The sequence below is a fragment of the Flavobacterium ponti genome, assembly GCF_042652765.1.
In the GTDB taxonomy this organism is placed as follows: Bacteria; Bacteroidota; Bacteroidia; order Flavobacteriales; family Flavobacteriaceae; genus Flavobacterium; species Flavobacterium ponti.
The window spans coordinates 286,655-311,445 of sequence record NZ_JBHSGW010000027.1; the positions used below are offsets into that span (position 1 = coordinate 286,655).

20 protein-coding genes are annotated in these 24,791 nt (G+C 29.6%); 13 read left to right on the forward strand and 7 right to left on the reverse strand.

Annotated features, from left to right (window positions below; translation table 11 throughout):
* Positions 1-315: 315 nt before the first annotated feature.
* The gene (locus ACFO3U_RS13170) at positions 316-2,505 is read right to left on the reverse strand and encodes a glutamine synthetase III family protein (RefSeq protein ID WP_379743316.1); all 2,190 of its coding nucleotides are present in this window, start codon (positions 2,503-2,505) and stop codon (positions 316-318) included.
* Between the two features lie 176 nt (positions 2,506-2,681).
* Between ACFO3U_RS13170 and ACFO3U_RS13175 the strand changes: the two genes are divergently transcribed.
* The gene (locus ACFO3U_RS13175; protein ID WP_379743319.1) at positions 2,682-3,629 is read left to right on the forward strand and encodes a TerC family protein; all 948 of its coding nucleotides are present in this window, start codon (positions 2,682-2,684) and stop codon (positions 3,627-3,629) included.
* A 78-nt stretch (positions 3,630-3,707) separates the two neighbouring features.
* On the opposite strand, the gene ACFO3U_RS13180 is transcribed toward ACFO3U_RS13175, so the two are convergent.
* Positions 3,708-4,217, reverse strand: a complete 510-nt coding sequence (locus tag ACFO3U_RS13180; RefSeq protein WP_379743322.1) for a hypothetical protein — start codon at positions 4,215-4,217, stop codon at positions 3,708-3,710.
* 90 nt (positions 4,218-4,307) lie between these two features.
* Between ACFO3U_RS13180 and ACFO3U_RS13185 the strand changes: the two genes are divergently transcribed.
* From ACFO3U_RS13185 to ACFO3U_RS13205, 5 genes are all read left to right on the forward strand, one after another.
* Positions 4,308-4,886 carry a DUF1543 domain-containing protein gene (locus ACFO3U_RS13185; RefSeq protein ID WP_379743326.1) on the forward strand — a complete coding sequence of 193 codons (579 nt, stop codon included), beginning with the start codon at positions 4,308-4,310 and terminating at the stop codon, positions 4,884-4,886.
* Positions 4,887-4,888: 2 nt separating this feature from the next.
* Positions 4,889-5,032 carry a hypothetical protein gene (locus tag ACFO3U_RS13190; RefSeq protein WP_379743329.1) on the forward strand — a complete coding sequence of 48 codons (144 nt, stop codon included), beginning with the start codon at positions 4,889-4,891 and terminating at the stop codon, positions 5,030-5,032.
* Between the two features lie 140 nt (positions 5,033-5,172).
* Entirely contained in the window at positions 5,173-7,911 is a 2,739-nt protein-coding gene (locus ACFO3U_RS13195) for a choice-of-anchor I family protein (RefSeq protein WP_379743332.1), read from the forward strand.
* Positions 7,912-8,063: 152 nt separating this feature from the next.
* Positions 8,064-8,282 carry a DUF5963 family protein gene (locus tag ACFO3U_RS13200; RefSeq protein ID WP_338375218.1) on the forward strand — a complete coding sequence of 73 codons (219 nt, stop codon included), beginning with the start codon at positions 8,064-8,066 and terminating at the stop codon, positions 8,280-8,282.
* 156 nt (positions 8,283-8,438) lie between these two features.
* Positions 8,439-8,984 (forward strand): type 1 glutamine amidotransferase domain-containing protein, encoded by a 546-nt coding sequence (locus ACFO3U_RS13205; RefSeq protein ID WP_379743336.1) that lies wholly within the window; start codon positions 8,439-8,441, stop codon positions 8,982-8,984.
* A 68-nt stretch (positions 8,985-9,052) separates the two neighbouring features.
* Here the strand turns inward: ACFO3U_RS13205 and ACFO3U_RS13210 are convergent, their stop codons facing one another.
* Positions 9,053-12,478, reverse strand: coding sequence for a methylmalonyl-CoA mutase family protein (locus ACFO3U_RS13210; RefSeq protein WP_379743339.1), 3,426 nt, complete (start codon positions 12,476-12,478; stop codon positions 9,053-9,055).
* Positions 12,479-12,610: 132 nt separating this feature from the next.
* On the opposite strand from ACFO3U_RS13210, the gene ACFO3U_RS13215 reads away from it, so the two are divergent.
* Positions 12,611-13,315 carry a DUF4197 domain-containing protein gene (locus ACFO3U_RS13215; RefSeq protein WP_379743342.1) on the forward strand — a complete coding sequence of 235 codons (705 nt, stop codon included), beginning with the start codon at positions 12,611-12,613 and terminating at the stop codon, positions 13,313-13,315.
* Positions 13,316-13,477: 162 nt separating this feature from the next.
* Here ACFO3U_RS13215 and ACFO3U_RS13220 read toward each other — a convergent pair whose 3' ends face one another.
* Positions 13,478-14,266 (reverse strand): ABC transporter substrate-binding protein, encoded by a 789-nt coding sequence (locus ACFO3U_RS13220; RefSeq protein WP_379743530.1) that lies wholly within the window; start codon positions 14,264-14,266, stop codon positions 13,478-13,480.
* Positions 14,267-14,319: 53 nt separating this feature from the next.
* On the opposite strand from ACFO3U_RS13220, the gene ACFO3U_RS13225 reads away from it, so the two are divergent.
* Positions 14,320-16,329 (forward strand): T9SS type A sorting domain-containing protein, encoded by a 2,010-nt coding sequence (locus ACFO3U_RS13225; protein ID WP_379743345.1) that lies wholly within the window; start codon positions 14,320-14,322, stop codon positions 16,327-16,329.
* Between the two features lies 1 nt (position 16,330).
* Here the strand turns inward: ACFO3U_RS13225 and ACFO3U_RS13230 are convergent, their stop codons facing one another.
* Positions 16,331-16,834, reverse strand: a complete 504-nt coding sequence (locus ACFO3U_RS13230; RefSeq protein WP_379743348.1) for a hypothetical protein — start codon at positions 16,832-16,834, stop codon at positions 16,331-16,333.
* Between the two features lies 1 nt (position 16,835).
* The gene (pyrF, locus tag ACFO3U_RS13235) at positions 16,836-17,654 is read right to left on the reverse strand and encodes an orotidine-5'-phosphate decarboxylase (RefSeq protein ID WP_379743351.1); all 819 of its coding nucleotides are present in this window, start codon (positions 17,652-17,654) and stop codon (positions 16,836-16,838) included.
* Between the two features lie 131 nt (positions 17,655-17,785).
* On the opposite strand from pyrF, the gene ACFO3U_RS13240 reads away from it, so the two are divergent.
* From ACFO3U_RS13240 to ACFO3U_RS13260, 5 genes are all read left to right on the forward strand, one after another.
* Complete coding sequence (locus ACFO3U_RS13240) at positions 17,786-18,034, forward strand: hypothetical protein (RefSeq protein ID WP_379743354.1); 249 nt, start codon at positions 17,786-17,788, stop codon at positions 18,032-18,034.
* Between the two features lie 105 nt (positions 18,035-18,139).
* A complete protein-coding gene (locus ACFO3U_RS13245) occupies positions 18,140-18,613 on the forward strand; it encodes a Dps family protein (protein WP_379743357.1) in 474 nt (157 codons plus the stop codon).
* A gap of 26 nt (positions 18,614-18,639) precedes the next feature.
* Positions 18,640-18,825 carry a CsbD family protein gene (locus ACFO3U_RS13250; RefSeq protein WP_338375188.1) on the forward strand — a complete coding sequence of 62 codons (186 nt, stop codon included), beginning with the start codon at positions 18,640-18,642 and terminating at the stop codon, positions 18,823-18,825.
* Between the two features lie 97 nt (positions 18,826-18,922).
* Positions 18,923-20,053, forward strand: coding sequence for an AI-2E family transporter (locus ACFO3U_RS13255; RefSeq protein WP_379743360.1), 1,131 nt, complete (start codon positions 18,923-18,925; stop codon positions 20,051-20,053).
* Between the two features lie 131 nt (positions 20,054-20,184).
* Positions 20,185-21,054, forward strand: coding sequence for an SdiA-regulated domain-containing protein (locus tag ACFO3U_RS13260; protein WP_379743363.1), 870 nt, complete (start codon positions 20,185-20,187; stop codon positions 21,052-21,054).
* On the opposite strand, the gene ACFO3U_RS13265 is transcribed toward ACFO3U_RS13260, so the two are convergent.
* Positions 21,051-24,788 carry a metallophosphoesterase gene (locus ACFO3U_RS13265; RefSeq protein WP_379743366.1) on the reverse strand — a complete coding sequence of 1,246 codons (3,738 nt, stop codon included), beginning with the start codon at positions 24,786-24,788 and terminating at the stop codon, positions 21,051-21,053. The genes ACFO3U_RS13260 and ACFO3U_RS13265 overlap by 4 nt on opposite strands.
* Positions 24,789-24,791 lie beyond the last annotated feature (3 nt).

A 24,791-nucleotide genomic window follows, 5' to 3' on the forward strand; every position in this document is an offset into this window, starting at 1 on the left:
GCTTGCAGGGATACACAATTACATAATTATATACAAATATAATTTTATATGCTTCAAACTATTTAAATAGTCAGTAGGTATTAAGCATATTATTCGCTCATTGAGTTCAAATGTAATTCTTTTTTTTTAAACACCAAACTTTTTTGCAAAAATCAACCAATATATCGATTAAATTGACAAAAAAATCGTTAAAATACTGCTTAATACATAAATTAATAGGACTTAGTTGTTAATTACATATTTAATCTCATTTTTAACAAAAAAGCCTATTCTTCTAAAGAACAGGCTTTTTAATTTATTTTAAGAGTATATTTATTATTTAGCAAATAACAACTCTCTATATTTAGTTAAAGTCCAAATTTCATCGTCAATCATCAACTCTAATTTATCTGCATGCTCTCTGATAATATCAAAATAAGGTTTAACTTTATCACAGTATGCAGCAGCCATTTTTTCAATATCTGTTAGGTTGTTAGCTTTCTTACGCTCTTCTGTCATTTTATCCACATTTGAATTTATCCCTTCAATATGTCCAGATATTTCTTTAATCATAGCTAACTGCTCTTTCGCTATTTTTTCAAAATCTTTACCGAAAATTTCTTTTAAACCTCTAACATTTTCGATTAGTGTATTTTGATATTTAATAGCTGTTGGAATAACATGATTACGAGCTATATCTCCTAAAACACGACCTTCAATTTGAATTTTCTTAGTGTACTCTTCTAATTCAATTTCATAACGAGCTTCAACTTCAACATGATTCATTACTCCTAACCCTTCAAACAAGTCCATTGCTTTTTTAGAAACTTTGGCTTTCAAAGCACTTGGTGTAGTTTTATGATTACTTAACCCTCTTTTCTTTGCTTCTTTTTCCCAAGCTTCGCTGTAACCATCTCCTTCAAAAAGGATATTTTTAGTTTGTTTGATATATTCTCTTAAAACATTAAAAATAGCTTCGTCCTTCTTTAAATCTTTTTTCTTAATCAGTGCATCAACCTCTTTTTTGAAATCTCTAAGCTGCTTAGCAACCATTGTATTTAAAGTAGTCATTGAAGTAGCACAATTGGCAGTTGAACCCACAGCTCTAAATTCAAATTTATTTCCTGTAAAGGCAAATGGTGAAGTTCTATTTCTATCTGTATTGTCTAATAAAACATCTGGAATTTTTCCAACAACGTTTAGCTTTAAGTCTGTTTTTTCTTCAGGTGAAAGTTTCCCATTTGTTACACCTTCTAATTCAGCTAAAACTCTAGTTAATTGAGCTCCAATAAAAACTGATATAATTGCTGGTGGTGCTTCATTTGCTCCTAATCTATGATCATTACTCGCTGATGCAATTGCTGCTCTTAATAATTCTTCATAATCATGAACTGCTTTAATAGTATTTACAAAGAAAGTTAAAAATTGAAGATTGCTCATCGGAGTTTTTCCAGGAGCTAATAAGTTAATCCCAGTATCAGTAGCTAAAGACCAGTTATTATGTTTTCCAGAACCGTTAACACCTTTGTATGGTTTTTCGTGGAATAATACTTTATATTCATGACGTTCTGCAACTTTTTGCATAACATCCATTAATAATGAATTGTGATCTACTGCTAAGTTAGTTTCTTCAAAAATAGGAGCTAATTCAAACTGACTTGGAGCAACTTCATTATGTCTAGTTTTTACAGGAATTCCTAATAACATACATTCGTTTTCCAAATCTCTCATATAATTTAAGACACGAGTTGGAATAGAACCAAAATAATGATCGTCTAATTGTTGTCCTTTTGCAGCAGTGTGACCTAATAAAGTTCTACCAGTAGCCATAATATCTGGACGAGAATTAGCTAATGCTTTATCTACTAAAAAATATTCTTGTTCCCAACCAAGAGTTGGTGTTACTTTTTTTACATTTTTATCAAAATATTTTGCTACCTCTGTAGCTGCTTCATCAATTGCACTTAATGCTCTTAATAAAGGTGCTTTGTTATCCAAAGCTTCCCCTGTATAAGATACAAAAACTGTAGGAATACATAATGTAGTACCAAAAATAAATGCTGGAGATGTAGGATCCCAAGCTGTATAACCTCTAGCTTCAAAAGTATTTCTAATTCCACCATTTGGAAAAGATGAAGCATCTGGCTCTTGTTGTACCAATTGGTCTCCACCAAACTTCTCTACTGGATCTGCACCATCAAATGAAGTTTCAAAAAAAGCATCATGTTTTTCTGCAGTTCCACCTGTTAAAGGTTGAAACCAGTGTGTATAGTGAGTAACTCCTTTAGAAAGAGCCCATTCTTTCATTCCTAATGCAATGTAATCTGCTAATTTTCTATCAATTTTAGTTCCGTGTTGCACAGCACTTTTTACAGCTTTATAACCTTCAGAAGTTAAAAACTGACGCATTGTTTTATCATTAAAAACATTACTTCCAAAAATAGTTGATTTTTTATCTAATTCTTCTACGTGAATTGGTGTTCTTGAATTAGCCTTTTCAAGTGCTCTAAAACGAATTGTTGACATAATTATTAATTATTTTGAAGTTATACCCTTTAAATTTGATGCAAATATAATCAAAAATTAATTATAACACATTTATACCCCTATTTTTTTTAGGGTTAAAATTTCAAAAACACACATTTCCTTGGTTTCGTTTTTAAGAAAGTAAAAAATTATATTTGTGCTCTTAAATAAATTTTATGATAGTTTGGATTGTTTTTATTGCTGCAATTATATTTTTCTTGGCTTTAGATTTAGGTGTTTTCAATAAAAACCCTCATATTATAAGTTCAAAAGAAGCTGGAATATGGACTTCAATTTGGGTCACACTTTCTTTTTTATTTTCTGGTGTAATATATTGGATATATTCCAATGGCTTTATTGAAAATCCTTCTAACCTTACTCCTACTTTAGCATCTATGAAGTTCATAACAGGTTACTTGATTGAACTTTCATTAAGTGTGGACAATATTTTTGTAATTGCCGTTATTTTTACATCCTTTAAAATTCCTCAAAAATACCAACACAGAGTTTTGTTTTGGGGAATTCTTGGAGCCATTGTTTTTAGAGGTTTAATGATTTATTTTGGAGTATTGCTTATCAATAAATTCAGTTGGATGATTTATGTTTTTGGATTATTTTTAATTTTTACAGCTGCTAAAATGCTTTTTAAAAATGATGATGAAGAAGTTTTTAATCCTAAAAAATCATTTGTATTTAAGATTTTAAGAAAAATAATGCCTATTACCTTGCATATGGAAGGACAGCATTTTTTTGTTAGAAAAAGAACTATCCTATTTGCAACACCTTTATTTGTTGCACTAATTGTAATTGAATTAATGGATGTTTTATTTGCAATGGATAGTGTTCCTGCTATATTAGCTATTACTTCAGATGGATTCTTGGTTTTTAGTTCTAATATTTTTGCAATACTTGGTTTAAGGTCAATGTATTTCTTTTTAGCAAATATGTTAGAAAAATTCAGTTATTTAGAATACAGTTTAATTGCTATTTTAACTTTTGTTGGAATTAAAATGTTAGCTCATGACTATATTGAGTTACCTGAATGGGCTTCCTTAGGCTTTATTGCTTTGTCATTATTAATTGGAATTGCTTATTCGTTATATAAGGACAAAAGTAAAAAATAAAAAAGAGGTCACTTCCCAGTAACCTCTTTTAACAAACAAACTAATCTAACCAAACTAACAAACTATTTTTATATATATTTAATCTAACTTTTTAATTGTTGATTTTTCATAACCTAACATTTTAATAGTAGCGTTATAATCTGAATAATCAACGACTGATCTATTAGTAAATGCGGCTGGAACAACAACTATTCTAAAGGTTTGATTATCTGTAACTTGACTTGATAAATTAAACAATTCAAACCCTTCCATGTATAACTCAACATCATATCTTGAGAAATTATAATCAAATCTATAATCTAAGGTTCCGTCATCAAAGTAAAATGTTTCTGGTAATAATTTCCAATAATCAGTACCATTTGAATATCCACTTAATCTATATACCAAAACCATATCCGAATTATAAATTGGAGGATTAAATGTAACCAATCTACTAAAATCATTATTAGGACCAAAAGATGTGGTTACTTCAAAAACTTCACTGATAGTGTCATAATCTACTATATCTCTTTCTACAACTTCGTTTACTGTACAACTATTTAGTGTTATCATCCCGATAAAAGCTAAAACTAAAGTATTTTTTTTCATGATATCTTTTTTTAAATGATTAATGATGTTTAACTATATTCAATTGCCGTGCCAAACTTTTTATTTAACAAAATTTTGTACTTTTGAAAGATGAAAAATAATTTGTATTTATACATGGTAATGTTAGGCTGTACACCAAAAGGAAGGCTAACAGAACAGCATGATGTTTTTTTTGGAATAGGAAATTCTTTAGCTGAATTGATTCCAAATATGAAACAATTTTGGCCAGAAGCTAAAGGAAAAATTCACATCGATGCTTGGCAAAAAGTGACTTATGTTGATGGTTTTTCTATTGAAATTATCGAAAGAAGTAAGACCATTGAAAATAATGAAAAATTATTCTTCATAAATTTAGGTGGTTACAAGGAAAATGAATTTGAAGAGTACCATTACAAAGTTTTAACCGTTGCAAAAAGTAAAGCTTCAGCCATTAAAAACAGTAAGAAAACAACTTTTTTTAAGCATTGTGGTTTTGAAGGAGCTGGAGCTTCACATATTGATGACAAATATGGAATTGATGTGGATGATATTTATAGAGTGGATGATATTTTATCGAATGAATTCAAATTAAAATACCAATTAAAAATTACAAAAACTAAAACTACAACAGAAGACAAGAAACATATAGGTTATTTAAAATTAGACAAGAAAAATACTTTAAACTTATAATTATGGGAAGAAATAACGAGAGGAACATCAAAAAACATAACGATAAATTACATAAAGAACAAGATAAAGCAAAAGCTAAAAAAGCTGCTCGTGCTGAAAAACTAAAAGCAATTGTACGAAAGTTCAACGAAGAAAAGAATACTTGATCTATATTTTACACTATATTTACTTCTTAATTTTTAAGTTACATTTTAATAATGTTTTAAAAATAAATTGATGATTTTGAGGTAACCATACAAACCTCATCTATAAGGTAAGTTTGCACAAACAACTATAAACTTATCTTATGAAAATTAAATTTACTCTACTTTTATTTTTACTAACTTATTTTATGCAAGCTCAGCTTACTACAGCTGGAGATATTGCGTTTGTAGGTTTTAATGCAGATGGCGATGACGATATTGCCTTTGTTACTTTTAAAGATATTCCTGCGAACTCAACTATTATTTTTTGTGATTCTGAATGGAATGGGGCAAGTTTTGGAACTGACGAAGGAGATTTTACTTGGAATTCGGGTTCAACTCTTATTCCAGCTGGAACTGTTATCTCAATCAATAATATTAGTGCTACAATTACTCCTTCAATTGGAACTATCACAGTTAATAATGCTGGTGGACTTTCATCTTCAAGTGATGCAATGTTTGCTTTTTTAGGAACTTCTCCTAGAACTGTTTCCATTATGTTAGCTGCTATTTCTAATTCATCAACAGGTTTTGGAGATTTAACAAATTCAGGTTTAACAATTGGTTCTACAGCTATTCTTTTACCAGAAGGAACAGATATAGCAAACTATAATGGTCCAAGAACTGGTTTAGATGCAAACGGATATTTATCACAATTAAATAATGCTGCAAACTGGCAAGTAGAAGATACTTCATCTGATGATAGTGCTAATGGAACAATTCCGGACTTACCTTTTAACAGCACAGCTTTTAACTCTAACACTTTTTCAATTTCAATGGTATCAGAAACTACGATTGTAAATGAAAATGATGGAACAGCTTCTGTTACAGTAAACCTTTCAAATGCTTCAGCTTCAATTGTAACTGTTGATGTTGCAATTCTTACTAATTCAGGAACAGCAACAAATGGAACAGAATATACGTTTACGAATCAAACAGTAAGTTTTCCAGCAAATACCACTTCACAAGTTATTTCAATTACTTTGAATAATGATGCTGTGGCAAATGGAGATAAATACTTTGTATTGCAACTTTCAAATCCAACAGGTGCAAACATAACTGGAATTACTCAAAATATTGTTTACATCTTAGACGATGAAGTTAACGTTCCAACAGCTTCAAACGCTTTAAATATAAATTATTTAAGTAGTTATTTGGTTGACCCAACAGGTTCTTCTGAAATTGTAGCTCATGATCCAACAACACAAAGGTTATTTGTAATGAATTCTACAGCTTCAAAAGTTGAAATTTTAAATTTTGCAAATCCAGCAGCTATTACACCAATCATGTCCGTTGATTTATCATCTTATGGAATTGGTGGAACAAGTATTGCCTTCAAAAACGGAATTGTTGCAGCAACTGTTGAAGGAGCAAATTTCGGAAACGGTAAAGTAGTTTTCATGGATACAAATGGAACAATTGGTTCTGTGGTTGAAGCTGGAGTTTTGCCTGACATGATAACTTTTACACCTGATGGAACAAAAGTTTTGACAGCAAATGAAGGACAGCCAAATGATGATTATACCATTGATCCTGAAGGTAGTATTTCAATTATAAATGTTAGTGGTGGATTTAATAATGTACAACAATCAGATGTTACTAATTTAAATTTCAATGCTTTTGACAGTCAATTAGCTACTTTAAGAGCGAGTGGTGTTCGTATATTTGGAGTGAATGCTACCGTTTCTAAAGATTTGGAACCAGAATATATTACAGTAGCTGATAATGGCTTGACTGCTTGGGTAACCTTACAAGAAAACAATGCGATTGCAACCATTAATTTAACTACAAACCAAATAACTGCAATTACTTCTTTAGGATTAAAAGACCATTCAATTGCTGGAAATACTTTAGATACTTCAGATCAATTTGGAGAAATTTTTATGGGCAATTGGCCAATTAAAGGAATGTATATGCCAGATGCAATGGCACATTATACTGTTGGAGGAACAACTTATTTAGTAACTGCTAACGAAGGAGATGCAAGAGATTATAATGGATTGGCTGAAGAAGTTCGCGTGGGAAGTAGTGCTTATACTTTAGACCCAACTGTTTTCCCTAATGCAGATTTACTTAAAAAGAATGGTAATTTAGGAAGATTAACAGTTACAAATGCAACAGGTGATATTGATAATGATGGCGATTTTGATGAAATTCATGTATTTGGAGCACGTTCATTCAGTATTTGGAATGCAACAACTGGACAAATTGTTTATGATAGTGGTGATGATTTTGAAAAAATTACAGCAAACGATCCAATCTACGGAGCATTATTCAATGCAAGTAATGACAATAATAATTTAAAAAACAGAAGTGACAACAAAGGTCCAGAACCAGAAGGAATTACTGTAGCAACAATTAATGGTGCTACATATGCATTTATAACTTTAGAAAGAACTGGTGGATTAATGACTTATGACATCACAAATCCTTCTGCTCCCACTTTTGTTTCTTATAAAAACAGCAGAACCATACCAACAGTTGGTGGAGATTTGGCTCCAGAAGGAATTATTTATATTGCTCCTGCTGATAATTCATTAGCAAAAGGTTTAGTAGTTATGGCAAATGAAGTTAGTGCTACATTAAGTATTTATGAAATTACAAATGATGTTTTAACGAATGATAATTTCACTGCATCGACTAACGCGTTTGTGGTTTATCCAAATCCTGTAAAAGATGGAATGGTTTATTTTAACAGAGAAGTTTCTGTAAGTCTTTTTGACATTTCAGGAAGAAAAGTTACGGAAAAAGAAAATATATCAAGTTTAGAAATGAATTACCCAAAAGGAATTTATCTTCTTAAAACTAAAGATGGTTTGGTTGAGAAGATCATTATTAAGTAAGTTGTTATTAATTCTGATTAACCTTAAAGGTCTTTCGAAAGAAAGGCCTTTTTTATTAGGTATGGAAATTCTATAAAAAACAATAAAGACATTGTAACACAGTAAGAAGTGCTTTAAGGTAATTTTACAAAATAACTTTAAAACCTTACATTATGAAAATCGGAAAAATACTTGGGGCTGTTTTAATTATTGGAGCACTATATATTGGTTACTTAGGAATTAATAAAGTCTCTAACAATAGCAAAGAAGTTGAAGTACTAGGATTAGAAATAGATGCTTCAAATGAATCAGGAAAAGAACAAGGTTTCCTATATATTGGACTAGCTGTCGTTCTTTTTGGTGGGGGAATTTATTCGTTGAATAAGAAATAAAATAGTACTATTTAAAGAATAGCCTTTCAAAAAAAATGAATGGCTATTTTTTTATTGATATAATGTAAAAATCGTTAAAAATGATATAAATATTACAAACCAATACTTACTTAAATTTGTGATAATAAAATTAATACTAATTTAAAATACTTAATTATGAAAAAGAAAATAGCAATTTTAGCTACCAATGGATTTGAAGAAATTGAATTAACGTCACCTAAAGAAGCTTTAGAAAAAGAAGGTTGGCAAACAGAAATAATTAGTCCAGAATCTGGAAGTATTAAAGCTTGGGCTACAACTGATTGGGGAAAATCATATGAGGTTGATAAAAAGATAGTTGACGCAAATCCTTCAGATTATAATGCTTTACTATTACCTGGTGGAGTAATTAATCCAGATAGCTTGAGAACAAATCAACATGCTTTAAAATTTGTAAAAGATTTCTTTGAAAAGGGAAAACCTGTTGCAGCTATTTGCCATGGACCACAAACATTAATTAATGCAGAAGTTGTAAAAGGAAGAAAAATGACCTCGTATCCATCAATTAAAGAGGATTTAATCAATGCTGGTGCAGAATGGCACGATAAAGAAGTTGTAGTTGATAAAGGATTAGTTACTAGTAGAAATCCTGATGATTTACCAGCTTTCAATAAAAAAATGATTGAAGAAATTAAAGAAGGTAAACACGAACCAGCTTTATAAAATTATAGTATAAAAGTAAAAAGGTCAAACAAAATCTGTTTGACCTTTTTTTATTATACTTAAAAAAATTACATATTCCTTCTATATTGCCCACCAACTTCAAATAAACCATTTGTTATTTGACCTAACGAACAAACTTTTGTCGCTTCCATTAACAACTCAAACATATTTTCGTTTTTAATGGCAGCATTTTGTAACTTTTGTAATTGCTCAGCTACTCTATCTTCGTAAGTTGTATGTAATTGATTCAACATATCAATTTGATATTGTTTTTCTTCTTCCGTTGCACGAATCACCTCAGCTGGAATGACCGTTGGAGAACCTTTTGAACTCAAAAATGTATTCACACCAATAATTGGAAATTCTCCTGTGTGTTTCAACATTTCGTAATACATGGATTCTTCTTGGATTTTGCTTCTTTGGTACATGGTTTCCATAGCTCCAAGAACTCCTCCTCTTTCTGTGATTCTGTCAAACTCCGTTAAAACAGCTTCTTCAACTAAATCGGTTAATTCTTCAATAATGAACGAACCTTGAATTGGGTTTTCATTTTTAGCTAAACCTAATTCTTTATTAATAATCAACTGAATTGCCATGGCTCTTCGAACTGATTCTTCGGTTGGAGTTGTAATTGCTTCATCGTAAGCATTGGTATGCAATGAATTACAGTTGTCGTAAATCGCATATAAAGCTTGTAAAGTCGTACGAATATCATTAAAATCAATTTCTTGAGCATGTAATGAACGTCCAGAAGTTTGAATGTGGTATTTCAACATTTGTGCTCTTTCGTTAGCACCATATTTATTTTTTAAGGCTTTTGCCCAAATTTTTCTTGCTACTCGACCAATCACAGCATATTCTGGATCGATTCCGTTGGAGAAGAAGAATGATAAATTAGGTCCAAAATCATTGATGTTCATTCCACGACTTAAATAATATTCCACATAAGTGAAACCATTTGAAAGCGTGAAAGCTAACTGTGTAATAGGATTCGCTCCAGCTTCTGCAATATGATATCCTGAAATCGAAACCGAATAGAAATTACGAACGTTTTGCTTGATGAAATATTCTTGCACATCTCCCATTAAACGTAAAGCAAATTCTGTAGAGAAAATACAAGTATTTTGTGCTTGATCTTCTTTTAAAATATCAGCTTGAACCGTTCCACGAACTTGCGATAAGGTCTTAATTTTTATATCGTTATAAACGTCAATTGGCAATACTTGATCACCTGTAACACCTAACAGCATTAAACCTAAACCATTATTTCCTTCTGGTAATTTTCCTTGGTATTGAGGTCTTTTGGTTCCTTTTTTCTTGTAGATTTCAGTAATTTTAGCTTCTACTTCATCCACCAAACCATTTTCTTTGATGTATTTTTCACAGTTTTGATCAATAGCTGCATTCATAAAGAATCCTAACAACATTGGTGCTGGTCCATTAATTGTCATAGAAACCGAAGTTAAAGCATGACTCAAATCGAAACCCGAATACAATTTTTTAGCATCATCTAAACAACAAATAGAAACTCCAGCATTTCCAATTTTTCCATAAATATCTGGACGCAAATCTGGATCATTTCCGTATAATGTTACACTATCAAAAGCTGTGGACAAACGCTTTGCTGGCATTCCTTGACTCACGTAATGAAAACGTTTGTTGGTTCTTTCTGGTCCACCTTCACCAGCGAACATTCTACTTGGATCTTCTCCTTCACGCTTAAATGGATATAATCCTGATGCAAATGGAAATTCTCCAGGTACATTTTCTTGTAAATTCCATTTTAAGATATCACCCCAAGCTTTGTATTTTGGTAACGAAACTTTTGGAATTTGAGAATGCGATAACGATTCTGTATGCGTTGCAATTTTGATTTCTTTATCACGAACTTTAAAAGTGTAAAATTCGTTTTTATATTTTTGAACTTTTTCATCCCAAGTAAGAATCACTTCCCAATTGTAGGCATCTAAGTCCATTTTAATTTTATCAAATTGTTGAATTAACAATTCTAAAAATACTTTATTTTCTTCTGTTCTATTTAATGAATCTGCTACGATTCCAGTTTTATCAATTTGAGGAAGATTTCCGTTTACGGATTCAATCGTTTTGAAAATTCCGTATAATTTTTGAGCCACTTCAACTTGTGTTAAAGCAATCTCATCATATTTTCTGTTGTTTTCTGCAATTTCCGATAAATAACGTGTTCTGTGAGGTGGAATTACGAAAATTTTCTCACTCATTTCACGTGTAATTTCGAAAGTAGAATTCAAATCAACACCTGTTTTTTCTACCATTTTATCCATGATTGATTTATATAGAGTGTTCATTCCAGGATCGTTGAATTGAGAAGCAATTGTACCAAAAACTGGCATTTCATCTGGATTTACATCCCAAAGGTTATGATTGCGTTGGTATTGTTTTTTCACATCGCGAATTGCATCTAATGCTCCACGTTTATCAAATTTGTTTAATGCTACCAAATCCGCAAAATCCAACATATCGATTTTCTCTAATTGTGTTGCCGCTCCAAATTCCGGTGTCATTACATATAAAGAAACATCCGAATGATCCATGATTTCTGTATCTGACTGACCAATTCCAGAAGTTTCAAGAATGATTAAATCATATTTTGCAGCCTTCAATACTTGGATAGCTTCATTTACATATTTTGACAACGCCAAATTTGATTGACGAGTTGCCAAAGAACGCATATAAACTCTAGGATTATTAATTGCATTCATACGAATTCTATCTCCTAAAAGTGCTCCTCCAGTTTTTCTTTTTGATGGGTCAACCGAAATTAATCCGATTGTTTTTTCAGGAAAATCGATTAAAAATCTTCTAACTAATTCATCCACCAAAGAAGATTTTCCTGCACCACCAGTTCCTGTAATTCCTAAAACAGGTGTTTTTGAAGTTTCATTCTTTTTGTGAATGGCATCCATAGTTTCCTTTGCAATTTCAGGAAAATTTTCTGCAGCAGAAATTACTCTTGCAATGGCTGTTGGTACTTTTTCTTCTAAATGATTGATTTCACCATTTAATTTATCACCAATCGGAAAATCAGAACGTTTTACTAAATCGTTAATCATTCCTTGTAATCCCATAGCACGACCATCGTCTGGAGAATATATTTTTTCTATTCCGTAAGCATGTAATTCTTCAATTTCTGTTGGTAGAATAACTCCACCACCACCTGCAAATATTTTAATATGTCCAGCACCTTTTTCTTTTAGTAAATCATACATATATTTTAAATATTCTGTATGTCCACCTTGATAAGATGTCATGGCAATAGCATTCGCATCTTCTTGAATCGCTGTATTTACAACTTCATCTACACTTCTATCATGACCCAAATGAATTACTTCGCAACCGGTTGATTGAATAATTCTTCTCATGATATTGATTGCAGCATCGTGTCCATCAAAAAGTGAGGCAGCTGTAACGATTCTTACTTTATTTTTAGGTGTATAAGGTAACTGTGGTTCCATTTTAAATAATTATCAATTTTAAAGGGTGCAATTTACGAATTAATTAAATTTTATACGATTTAAATGTTTTAAAATTTGAATTCTAAATTGAGGCACTATATTTGTAAATAATTTTTCAATAAAAAACATATCATGAAAAAAATAATTTTAATTTTATTAGCAGCAACTACTTTCTCAGGTTGTGCAGAATTACAACAAGTTGTTGATCAATTACCACAAGGTACAGGAATTAGTCAATTAGATATTGCTAATGGTTTAAAAGAAGCTTTAGACAATGGAATAGATAAACAAGTTTCAAAATTAACAGCAACAGATGGTTTTTTTAAAAATGAAGCTGTTAAAATTTTATTGCCTCAAGAATTACAAGTAGTTGATACAAAATTGAGACAAATTGGACTTTCTAGTTTAGCTGATGAAGGTTTAAAAGTTTTAAACAGAGCTGCTGAAGATGCTGTGAAAGAAGCTACTCCAATATTTGTTAGTGCTGTTAAAAACATGACTTTCACAGATGCAAAAAATATTTTAATGGGAAATAATACAGCTGCTACAACCTATTTAGAGACTTCAACTTCTAATGCTTTATATGCTAAATTTAATCCAGTTATTAAAAATTCGTTTGCTAAAGTTGGAGCTGATAAAGTTTGGACAAACATAATTACTAAATACAACAGTGTTCCTTTTGTAACTAAAGTAAATCCAGATTTGACAGATTACACAACAAACAAAGCTATGGAAGGAGTTTTTAAAATGATTGCTGTTGAGGAACAAAACATTAGAACAAACCTTAGTTCAAGAACATCAGATTTATTGAAAAAAGTATTTGCATTACAAGATTAAAAAGTTTCTAAAATTTTAATAATCAATAACATATAAATAACAAATAGTTAACATTAGCCAAAAATATTTTAACGACATTTGTACCGTTAATAAATAACATAAAAGTTTGGTTGAGTTAGTTAGTAAAAAAGAATGTTGTACTTAGTTGTACGACATTTTTTTTTATAGTTTAGTTTGCAAAATTTTAAAATAATCAAAAGCTTTTAAAATTCGTGTTCCATACCAAGAAAACATTTCTCCATCTACAAAAACTGTTTTAGCATGGTGTGTAAATCGTCCAATTTCAAAAGCATCTTCATCTTTAAAAGGATAAGGTTCTGAGGATAAAAACACCAAATCTGGATCACCTTCTAATCGCATCTTTTTCAATTCAACTTCTGGATATCTTCCTTTTTCTTTGTATATATTTTTAAAATGATTTGCTTCCAAAAGTGTATTGATAAAGGTATCTTTTCCGGCAGTCATATATGGATTTTTCCAAATAAAATAAGCCACTTTTTTAGAAGGCTTGTCTTTGATAAAATTTTGAAAATCTTGATACGCAAAATTGATTTTATCATGCCATTTTTGAGCTTCCGTTCTTTTACCAAATAACTTTCCAAAGTCTAAAATCATTTGCAAATTATCTTCTATTGAGCAAATATCTGTAACAATGACTGGACAAATTTGGCTTAACTCTTCAACGATTTCTTTTGTATTTTCTTCTTTGTTGGCAATAATTACATCAGGATTTAATTCTTTTACTTTTTCAAAATGAACGTTTTTTGTTCCGCCAACTATTTTCTTTGTTCTTTTAAAATGAATAGGATGCACGCAGAATTTTGTAATGCCAACAATCGCATCTTCCAAACCTAAGTCATATAATAATTCTGTTTGTGATGGAACAAGTGAAACTATTCGTTGTGGTACATTAGTAAATGTGTAGTCAATTATTTTTCCTTTAGCGTATATTAAATAATTTGTATTCAAGGTTTTAATTCTTATTTTCGTAGAAAATTCTTTAGATGAAAGCTAAAATTACTTTTCTAACTTGTTTATTGATTAGTCAAATATACGGACAAATTAATTTTAATTATAATTTTAACACCACTGGACAACGTGTGTGTTTGGTTTCTGCAAGTGTAACAGAAAATCCAGCTAGCGTTATTATTAATTTACATGATAGTGCTCAAAATACTTCACAGAATTATTCCATCAAAAGACGTCCTATCAACAGCCAAAATATGGATTGGGTAACCGTTGCTTCTAATATTCCAGCAACTACAACTTCTTGGACAGATACAAATGTTACTTTAGGAAGTGCTTATGAATATCAAATTTCAAGAAACACAGGAACTCAAACCGCAACAGGTTATGTAACTGCTTGTATAAGATATGACCAAACTGATTACAAAGGAAGAATGATTTTAGTCATAGACAATTCGTTTATAACTAGCTTGGCAACTGAAATTGCTCAGTTGAAAAAAGATTTAACATACGAAGGTTGGTTTGTAGAAGAATTATATGTCAACAGAGCCACAACTTGGGAAACAGAACCAGAAATCATAACCATTAAAAATCAAATTACTACAATTTACAATAATGCACCAACCAATGACAAACCTAAACATTTATTTTTATTAGGCCATATTCCTGTTCCTCGTTCTGGGCAAGGAGCTTTTGCACCAGATGGTCATGATGAGAACAAAGGTGCTCGTGGAGCAGATTGCTATTATGCGGATATTGATGGTGTTTTTACTGATGTCGCAACATACAATCCAGGAACTATTGACTCAAAAGCTATCAACTTACCAGGTGATTTAAAATGGGATCAAGATTTTATTCCGAGTGAATTAGAAATGGCATTTGGCAGAGTAGATTTTGCCGATATTGGTGGAAGTTCTCAAACCGAATTACAACTTTTACAAAGCTATTTGAATCGTTTACACAATTACAGAATGGTAGCTTCAGGACATGATATGGGAAACAAAACTGCTTTTAATTTTGGATATGACAATTCTAATGATGGTTCTTACAGAAGTTTGATTCCACTTTCTGGAGTAAATAATGTGTATCAATATTCTGGTACAACTATTTTCCCTTTATGGGTAAATCAAACTGGTCCTTATCAAGTATTTATGCAAAATGTTGAAATTCCTCATCCTGTGGCTTGGGATGACAATGGCATGAATGCTACAATTTTCAGTTCAGACCAAAGCTATTGGGGTTATTGGGATGATGCTCAGAACTCTTGGGGAGTTGGTCATATCAGAAATTTACTTTCAAAACCTACCAAATGTTTGGGAATACTATACACAACTTCAGCAGTAAATTTATTTCATCAAACTGGCATGGGTGAAACTATGGGTTGGAGCATCAAACGAATAATGGACCACAACCAAACTAATAATTTATACCAAAAACCCGAACAAGATTATGATACTTGGGAGTTTTGGGGAAGAACACATTTGCAATATCATGGTGATCCAACTTTGCGATTAAATCAAGTTATTCCGCCAACAAATGTTCAAGTTGGTTTGAACAATGGTCATTTAATTACTTGGAATGCTTCAACAGACTCTAATATTATTGGATATCATGTATATAGAAGTTATTCAGAAAATGGTCCTTTTGTTCGATTAACGAGTGCTCCAATCACGGATTTATCTTTCACAGATGGTGACTTAACTACTGTGATTAGATACTATTTAGTTAAAGCTATTAAATTAGAAACAACTGGAAGTGGTAATTATTTGAATCCAAGTATTGGAATAATGGCTACAAATGCTTTAAGCATTACTGGTTTTTCTGAAAATTCAGTTCAAGTTTATCCAAATCCTGCACAAAATGAAATTACTGTTGCATCCAATGAAACATTAATTTCTATTGAATTATATGATGTTAAAGGACAAAAAATAGCAACATTTAATCCAAACAACACTATTAACGTATCTAATTTGAGTCAAGGAATTTATTTCTTGAGAATTTATAATAATGAAGGTTTTTGGGTTGTAAAAAAAATAGTTAAATATTAAATTATTTCTTATCCAAATACTTAGCTATTTTATGAGTATTAGAAAGCAATATTATACCAAAAATAATTGCTACAATCCTTACATGAACCCAATACATTTCGGGTTTTTTATCTAAAATTAAATTCCCATAAGCTTGAAATTTAAAAATATTTATAATGTCAACAAATAATTGCGCAAAATTTTGAGAAATTAAAGTTCCTCCAATAAATATGATAATCAATTTAATAATTAAAACATTTGAAAATGAATTAATTTCAACTTTATCATTATCAAATCCTTTATCCAATTTAAAAAAATCAATAATTTGATCTGTAAAAGTTATTATTAGATAAATAAAAAGAGTCAGAAATATTATGCTCAAGACTCCTATTCCTAATATATTCAGTAAGAAATTAGAATCAAGATGTAAATTTAAAAATTGTGAAGCAACAGCTAAAAAACTGGCAATAATAGAATTCAATGCAATCAATTTAATAACTATTCTAAAAAAATCTCTTTTTGTCATATTATCTATTATTTAAAATTGATTCCATTTCTTGTTGTAATTTCAAAGCTTCTTCCCTAGCCTTTTGTGCAAAATCTTCTTGGCTTGAAGCATAAATAATTCCACGAGACGAGTTGATTAATAATCCAACCTCATCGTTCATGCCATATTTACAAACTTCTGATAAGCTTCCTCCTTGTGCTCCAACTCCAGGAACTAAAAGAAAACTTTTTGGAACAATTTTTCTGATTTCAGTAAAATATTCTGCTTTGGTTGCACCCACAACATACATTAAATTTTCTGAATTTTTCCAACCTTTAGAAGTTTCTAAAACCGTTTTGTATAACTCTTTCCCTTCTACATTTTTAGTTTGAAAATCAAAAGCTCCTTCATTTGAAGTTAAAGCCAACATAATAGTATGCTTATTTTCAAATGCTAAAAAAGGTTCAACAGAATCTTTACCCATATAAGGAGCAACAGTAACTGAATCAAAATTTAAATCTTCAAAAAAAGCTTTGGCATACATGGAAGAAGTGTTTCCAATATCTCCACGTTTTGCATCAGCAATGGTGAAAATTTCAGGATAGTTTTTGTTGATATATTCTATAGTTTTTTGAAGTGATTGCCAACCTTTGATTCCGTAAGCTTCGTAAAAAGCAGTATTTGGTTTATATGAAACGCACAAATCATGGGTTGCATCAATTATATTTTTATTGAATTCAAAAATTGGGTCTTCTAGTTCTAATAAATGCTTTGGAATTTTATTTAAATCAACATCTAAACCTATGCATAGAAATGATTTTTTTAATTGAATTTGTTCAAGTAGTTGTTTTGTAGTCATTTGTAGTTTGTTGTGATTGCAAATTTACAAAGTTTAATTGTTTAAAATATACATTCTATAAATATCTATTAAAATTCTGTAAATAGTTTTGATGCACCTAGCTATAAATTTGTAAAATAAATAACAAGATTATGAATGAGATAACGATACTTCAGAAAATAGCTTTATGTGGATTCAATTTAATGGTTTCTACATTCACAAGTGATTTATTGATTAATGCCAAACAAGTAAATTATTTTGAAATGTTCTTGTTATCATTTGCTATTGAGTTTAAAAACATGATAATTCCAGCAGATTTTTCTTTTTTAGAATGGATTGATATTGAAAAAATTAATATGTTAAAGATGTCATTAAAGGAAATAAGTTTTATAAATTCTTAAGCAATTATAATTATATAAGATTCATTAAAAATTCTGTAAGACAATTAGAAAATAGCCATCATATCTTTGTAAAACAAATAACAACTAATAAAAAACATATAAAAAATGGATACTAAATTAGGAATACCTCAAAAAGAAATGAAAGCCAATATTAAAAACTTGACGACAGTTTTAGCTAGTGAAATGGTTTTATATGTTAAAACAAGAAAATTTCACTGGAATGTAGCTGGAAACAGTTTTATGGAAATGCATAAACTTTTTGAAGCTCAGTATAATGAATTGGAACTTATCATAGATGAAGTTGCTGAAAGAATTGGCAAACTAGGTGAGAAAGCAATAGGAACCATGAAAGAATTTAATGACCATTCTCTATTAAAGGAATGCACTAAATATGAAGAAAAAGATGCAATGGTTGATGAGTTACTTTCAGATTACCAAAAATTAATTAGTTCTATAAGAGATTTTATTAAAGAAACAGAAGAAACTGATGATTTTGGAACAGCTGACTTTTTAACTGGAATCATTCAAAAACATGAAGAACAAGCATGGATTTTGAGAAGATATAAAGATCAAAAATAATTATTAATTCAAATAAAAAAAACGTTATGAACACAACAGAAATCAAAGGAAACTGGAACGAGTTTAAAGGAAAAATGAAACAAAAATTTGCAGATTTAACTGATGATGATTTGCTTTTTGAAGAAGGAAAAGAAGATGAATTTTACGGAAGAATTCAACAAAAAGTTGGAAAAACGAAAGATGAAGTAAAAAAAATGATTGCAGAATTATAATCAACTTCACAAATTAATTTAAACTGTCTATTGATTTATTGGTATCTTACATAGTTATTAATATATTTATAGACAGTTTTTTACAAATACAAAACCCATGAATACAACTAAAAATAAAACTCATATTGTACATGATTTATTTGCTTTTATCTTAATTGTATTCTTGGCTTATGTTACACAAGATTTTTTAATTCCCATATTTTTTGCAATTCTATTAAGTGTTTTGGTTTATCCAATTGTAAAATACTTTGAAACTAGATTGTGTTTCAATAGAATTGTTTCCATATTGATTGCCATATTAGTATTTACCTCCATTATCTTTTTAATTTTTGTTTTGATTGGAATACAGTTTCAAGATATCATGGATAAAAGTGATATGTATTATGACAAGATTTTAGAAAAAACCAATATTTTAATCAAAGAAACAGAAAACTCTACCGGAATTGAAAGCAAAGATATTGTTGGCGGAGATTCCATTGAAGTAAAAGAAATTGTTAAGAGAAATTCCAATAAAATTGTTGATTTTGTAACTCGTTCAGGAGCTATATTAAGTGACTTTGTGTTGACTCCATTATATATGTTTTTCTTTTTACTTTATAGAAGTTTTTTAATTAGTTTTTTATACAAAGCTACTTCTAAAGTAAGTGATCGAAAAAACATGAGATTGATTTTAGATCAATTATACGATGTACAACAAAATTATTTAGTTGGTTTAGTAAGTGTCATGTTTATTGTTGGAGTTTTAAACAGTATTGGTTTATTAGCTCTTGGAATTGATTATCCTTTTTTCTTTGGATTTTTATGTGCCTTGCTTTTATTAGTTCCTTATATCGGAATTATTATAGGTTCTCTTCTACCAGCATTAATTGCATTAGCTACTAAAGATTCTTATTGGTATTCTTTTGGAGTTATTGCTATTTTTGGTTTTATACAATTCATCGAAGGTAATTTTATTACACCAAAAATTACGGGTTCAAAAGTTTCACTAAATTCATTTGTTTCTATATTGGTAATTATATTATTTTCCATGTTATGGGGAATTCCTGGAATGATTTTAGCACTTCCCATTACAGCTTCTTTAAAAGTAATTTTTGATCATTCAGTAAAATTTAAGGCAATTGGTTTTGTTTTAGGACAGGCTGAAGAAAAATATTTTAGCAATAAAGCAAAATATAGATTGAAGATTTGGAAAAGAATACGAAAACAAAAAAGGAAAGAAAATAAATAATTCTTTCTACTAAAAAAACGCTCACTAAACTTACTTAGAATGTGCTTTTTTTAAGATTTTATTCTAATGTGTTCTTACAGATTTAATAAAATGATTTGTAAATTTACATTATAACCTCATTTTTAAAATTTATGAAAAAAAATATCATGTTTATAAGCTACCTATTATTTATTTTATTATTCAACTCTTGCAAAGACAACGTTAAAAATGTAAGTGAAACTGATACTTTTAAACTACCTAAATCTTTAAAAGAAGTTTCGGGTATGACTTATCTTGATGATGCTATTTGGGTGATTCAAGATAATGGAAATTCAGAAAAAATTCACAAATTGAGTCTTGAAGGAGAACTATTAAAATCAATTGAAATAAATTCAGTAAAAAATCATGATTGGGAAGCTATTACTAGCGATGAAGATGGTAACTTATATATTGGAGATTTTGGTAACAATGATAATAACAGAAAAAATTTAGCCATCTATAAAATTTCAAATGAAAATTTAGAAAAAGACAAAGTCAATATAGAATATACTGTAAATTTTAATTACGAAGACCAAGATGAATTTCCACCTAAAAAACATTTTTTATTATATGATTGTGAATCTTTTATATTACATGATGACAATTTTTATTTGTTTACCAAAAACAGAAGTAAAGGTTTTGATGGAACTTCTCATATTTATAAATTAGAAAACAAAGCAGGAAATCAAACAGCAAAACTTCTTAAAAAATATGTAACCTGCGATAGTTTTAATTCTTGTGCCATTACAGATGCTGCTATTAGTCCTGATGGAAATAAAATGGCATTAATTAGTAATAAAAGAATGTGGATTTTTACCAATTATTCAAACAGTGATTTTACAAATGGAAAAGTAAAAGAAATTAAATTTAACAGTTACACACAAAGAGAAGGTGTTACCTTCAAAGACGATAACACCTTATATATTACGGATGAAAAGACTAAAAATGTTGGAGGAAATCTTTACAAATATAAGTTAGACTAAAATCCAAAAGCTACTGCAAAGGAAACTCTTCCTTTATCAATTGGACTTGCAAAATAGCCTAATTTTGCTGTAATAGTATTTATTCCATTTATCCACAAAGCTCCACCATAAGAAGTATTCCAACGGTTTGAAGTATCGTCATCTAACCAAACTCTACCATAATCAAAACCTGCAATAACTCCATATTTCATAGGAATTAAACTTCTCTTTATAGTTCCAAGTGTTAACCTAACATCTGAAGTTTGGTAAAACGATTTTCTTCCTAAAAAGCGTTCATTTCTAAAAGCTCTCAAACCATTATTTCCACCTATTGATGCTCCATGATAAAAATCAAAATTATCGTTAGTTATCATTTTTCCTCTAAAAAGAGTTTCGTAAACTAAGTTTCCATTGGTAGTAATTTTATGCGAAAAATTAAATTTAGCCTCAAGTGTAAAGAAGTTTTTATTTTCCACATTTAAACTAGTTTTCCATTCTCCAGACATTAGAAATCCCATTCCTAAGGTTGGTAATGAAACAATATCATAATTTTCATAACCATAACTCAAAGCTGTACTGGCAAATTGTTGGTCCTCAAAAAGTCTTTTGTCAATTGTATTACTTGTTGTGACAAATCTATCTGGTGTATTATCAACTTCAATATTTTCAAAACCCAATTGGAATTTTAATTCACTACCCAATCGACCTACTTTTTTTATAGACGGATAAAAATTAAACATTTTCAACTTCACTCGATTGACATCAAAATCTATATCTTGTTCTTTATCATTGTAAACGGATTCATTTCCATAACCAAAGTAATTGATAGCAAAGTTTGGTGAAGTTACTCTTGAGTTTATTTCAAAATCATATTGACCCAATAATTTTGGAAAATGACCATTATACCTTACCTCAAAACCATTTGTTGCAAAGAAATAGTTTGGTGCAATAGTGTGTTTACTAGTATAAGGATTTTGTCTAAAACCATAATCAAAATAATTATAAACAAATCCTAATTTTACTCCATCATCAGGATTAAAACCACCACCTGGTAAAATTGAATAGGTGTTATGTTTGGCTTTTTTAGAAGTATACACATTCATTTCATAATCATCACTTAATCGTTTGGTTGTTTTTCCATCAATATCAAATTCGTTTTTCTTTGATTTATAATCATATATTTTGACATTGTTTCCATTTTCAACTTTGTATGAATCATTGTTTTGACCACCAATAATTCTGATTTTAATTTTAGATTTATAATCACCTTCAACCACAAATTTATCATCATCATCTAAACCATAAATCCAAACTTCTTTAGTGTCTTTAGCATTAAATTTTCTTTTAGATATAAATTGTTCTACACCATCTTTTTTATTTCTAATTTGTGTAACTTCAATTTCATTTTTATTTAATTTCTTGATGTAGAAATCTTCTTTTTTATCAGTACCAACAATAATAGCTCTTCTTTCAAGAATTTTATGATATTCCTTTGCATAATCCAACAATTTATCTCTTCTCGTTTTTAAATTACTTTTGATTTTATCACTTGTTTCATCAATAACTTCTTTTGGCAATTTTGAAAAAGCTCTATCAATATCTTCATCAGTTAAATTTGCTTGAATATATTTAGCTTGTTCAATCCAATCTTCTTCTTTATTTTCTTGTAATAAGGCAATATCAACAGGATAACCTGAATTATTTAAGTATTTTAAATTTTTGATTTCAGCTCCATAAGATTGCATATTTTTAAATTCAGGTAAATTTAAAAGAATACTTAACAAAGCACCACCATATTTTGGAAAAGCTTGATCTCTATCTTTAGGAATTGGTCTATAAACTACATCTTGATCACCTCTTTTAAACTCAGACCATTTCCACTGATCGGCATGTCTATCCCAATCACCTAATAAGTTGTCAAAAAGTCTGGCTCTAATAAACATTTTTTCATCCACCTTATACTTTTCATCTTTTCTAAGTTTTTTAAATAAATCATCTGTTCCAATAATATCATCCGGATTTCCAAAAAACCATTTATCTACCTGACTATCAGAAGGACGTTCTTCAAACATATACAATTTGTCACCAAAGTTGGAGTTGAATTTTCCTAATGCATCATGTTTTGGAATATATAAAAGTTTTGGATTGGTATGATATAAATCTATATCTGCAGCTAAATCATTAATAATAAAAGGTGTAAATGGATGAGCAGTTGTATAAAAATCCATTAAAAAAGATTCAATATAAGTCTCTTTTAAACTTTCTTCTACATATTGATCATTAAAAAGTGTTGCTTGAAAAAATCGGGTAGCGCTTTTTTTGACACCTCTTAAAACGTATTCATTTTTATTTTTATCTATGACACGTAAAGAATTTGTTTGATGTCCACCACCTTTTCTATCTGGTTTTAAACCTCCATAAAGTGTATCTAAAGTAGCAACATTTGCTGTGATTGTTGTTCCATAATATTTTCTATAATGTTTTCCCCATAAAAAATTATAAAAACCACTCTTTTTAGTAACTTCTAGATTGTAAATTGTTGTTTCCACAGTAGTTGGAAATTTGTTTGGATAATCTTTCTTTTCTACATTAATAGGTTTTAAAATCTCTTGTCTGTATAATACAATTTCCTTGTTGTTTTCTTTTCCATAAAAAGTCAAAATTGTTTTTCCATCTTTCATGATTTGTAAAGTGGCATAACCATTTCGTCCATATGAAAAATCTTTAGGATAAATTGCTCTAGCTGCATTAGTTTTTGTTCCTGAACCACTCACAACCTGTTTAATATTATCTCTTTCAATATATTCCAAACTATGTTCGTGACCAGATACTACAACGATATTATTATTCCCTTGAATTAAGGCTCTAATTCTTTTTGTAAGATTTGTATATTCCTTATTTAGAACATCTTGAGAGCTTACACCAGCTGTTTTTCTCAACAAATTGTACAATGTACCAATAAGTGGAATTGGAACTGAATCTTCAGCAGAAATCAACATTTTTCGCACACCAAAATGTCCACCATGTACACCGTTAGTAAACAAAGGATGATGCAAAGCTAAGATGGTAATTTTATCTTCATTTTTATTTAGAACACTTTCTAATTCTAAAAAAAACTCTTCTCTATTTTTGATGGTACAATCATCATTTATGGTTGGTATTTTGTTCCAATCTTCCAAATACCATTGACTATTAACTGTTACTAAAGTAATATTATCATTAATCTCAAAATCTTCAATTGGACACCCTTTTCTTGGAGAAAAAGATTCTTCATCATTTAAGTATTTTACCACAAATTCTTCTTGAGCATTTAAACCATCTAAACCACTATACCAATCATGATTTCCTGGAATAACTATCGTTTTTCCTTTGAAATTTTTAGTGATTTTCAATTGATTTTCAAGAATTACAACTGCTTCCTTATAAGCTTCAGATTCTTTATTTCCGTTCATTCCTACAGGATAAACATTATCTCCTAAATATATAAGAGTACTATTTTTTGAAGCCTTATCTAATTGATTTTTAAGAGGCTGAAGTGCTTCTTTAGAATTAATTTCATCTGCATTTCCAGCATCACCAATTAGATAAAAAGTATGATCAATTTCATTACTTTTAATTGAAATATCCTCAACTGGTTTTTTTAAATCTCTACCCGTTTGCACACTATAAGTAGCACATGAACTTAATATAAAAATTAAAAGAATTGAGAAGAAAAAAAATACTCTTTTTTGTAGAATAAGGTAAATATTTTGCATATT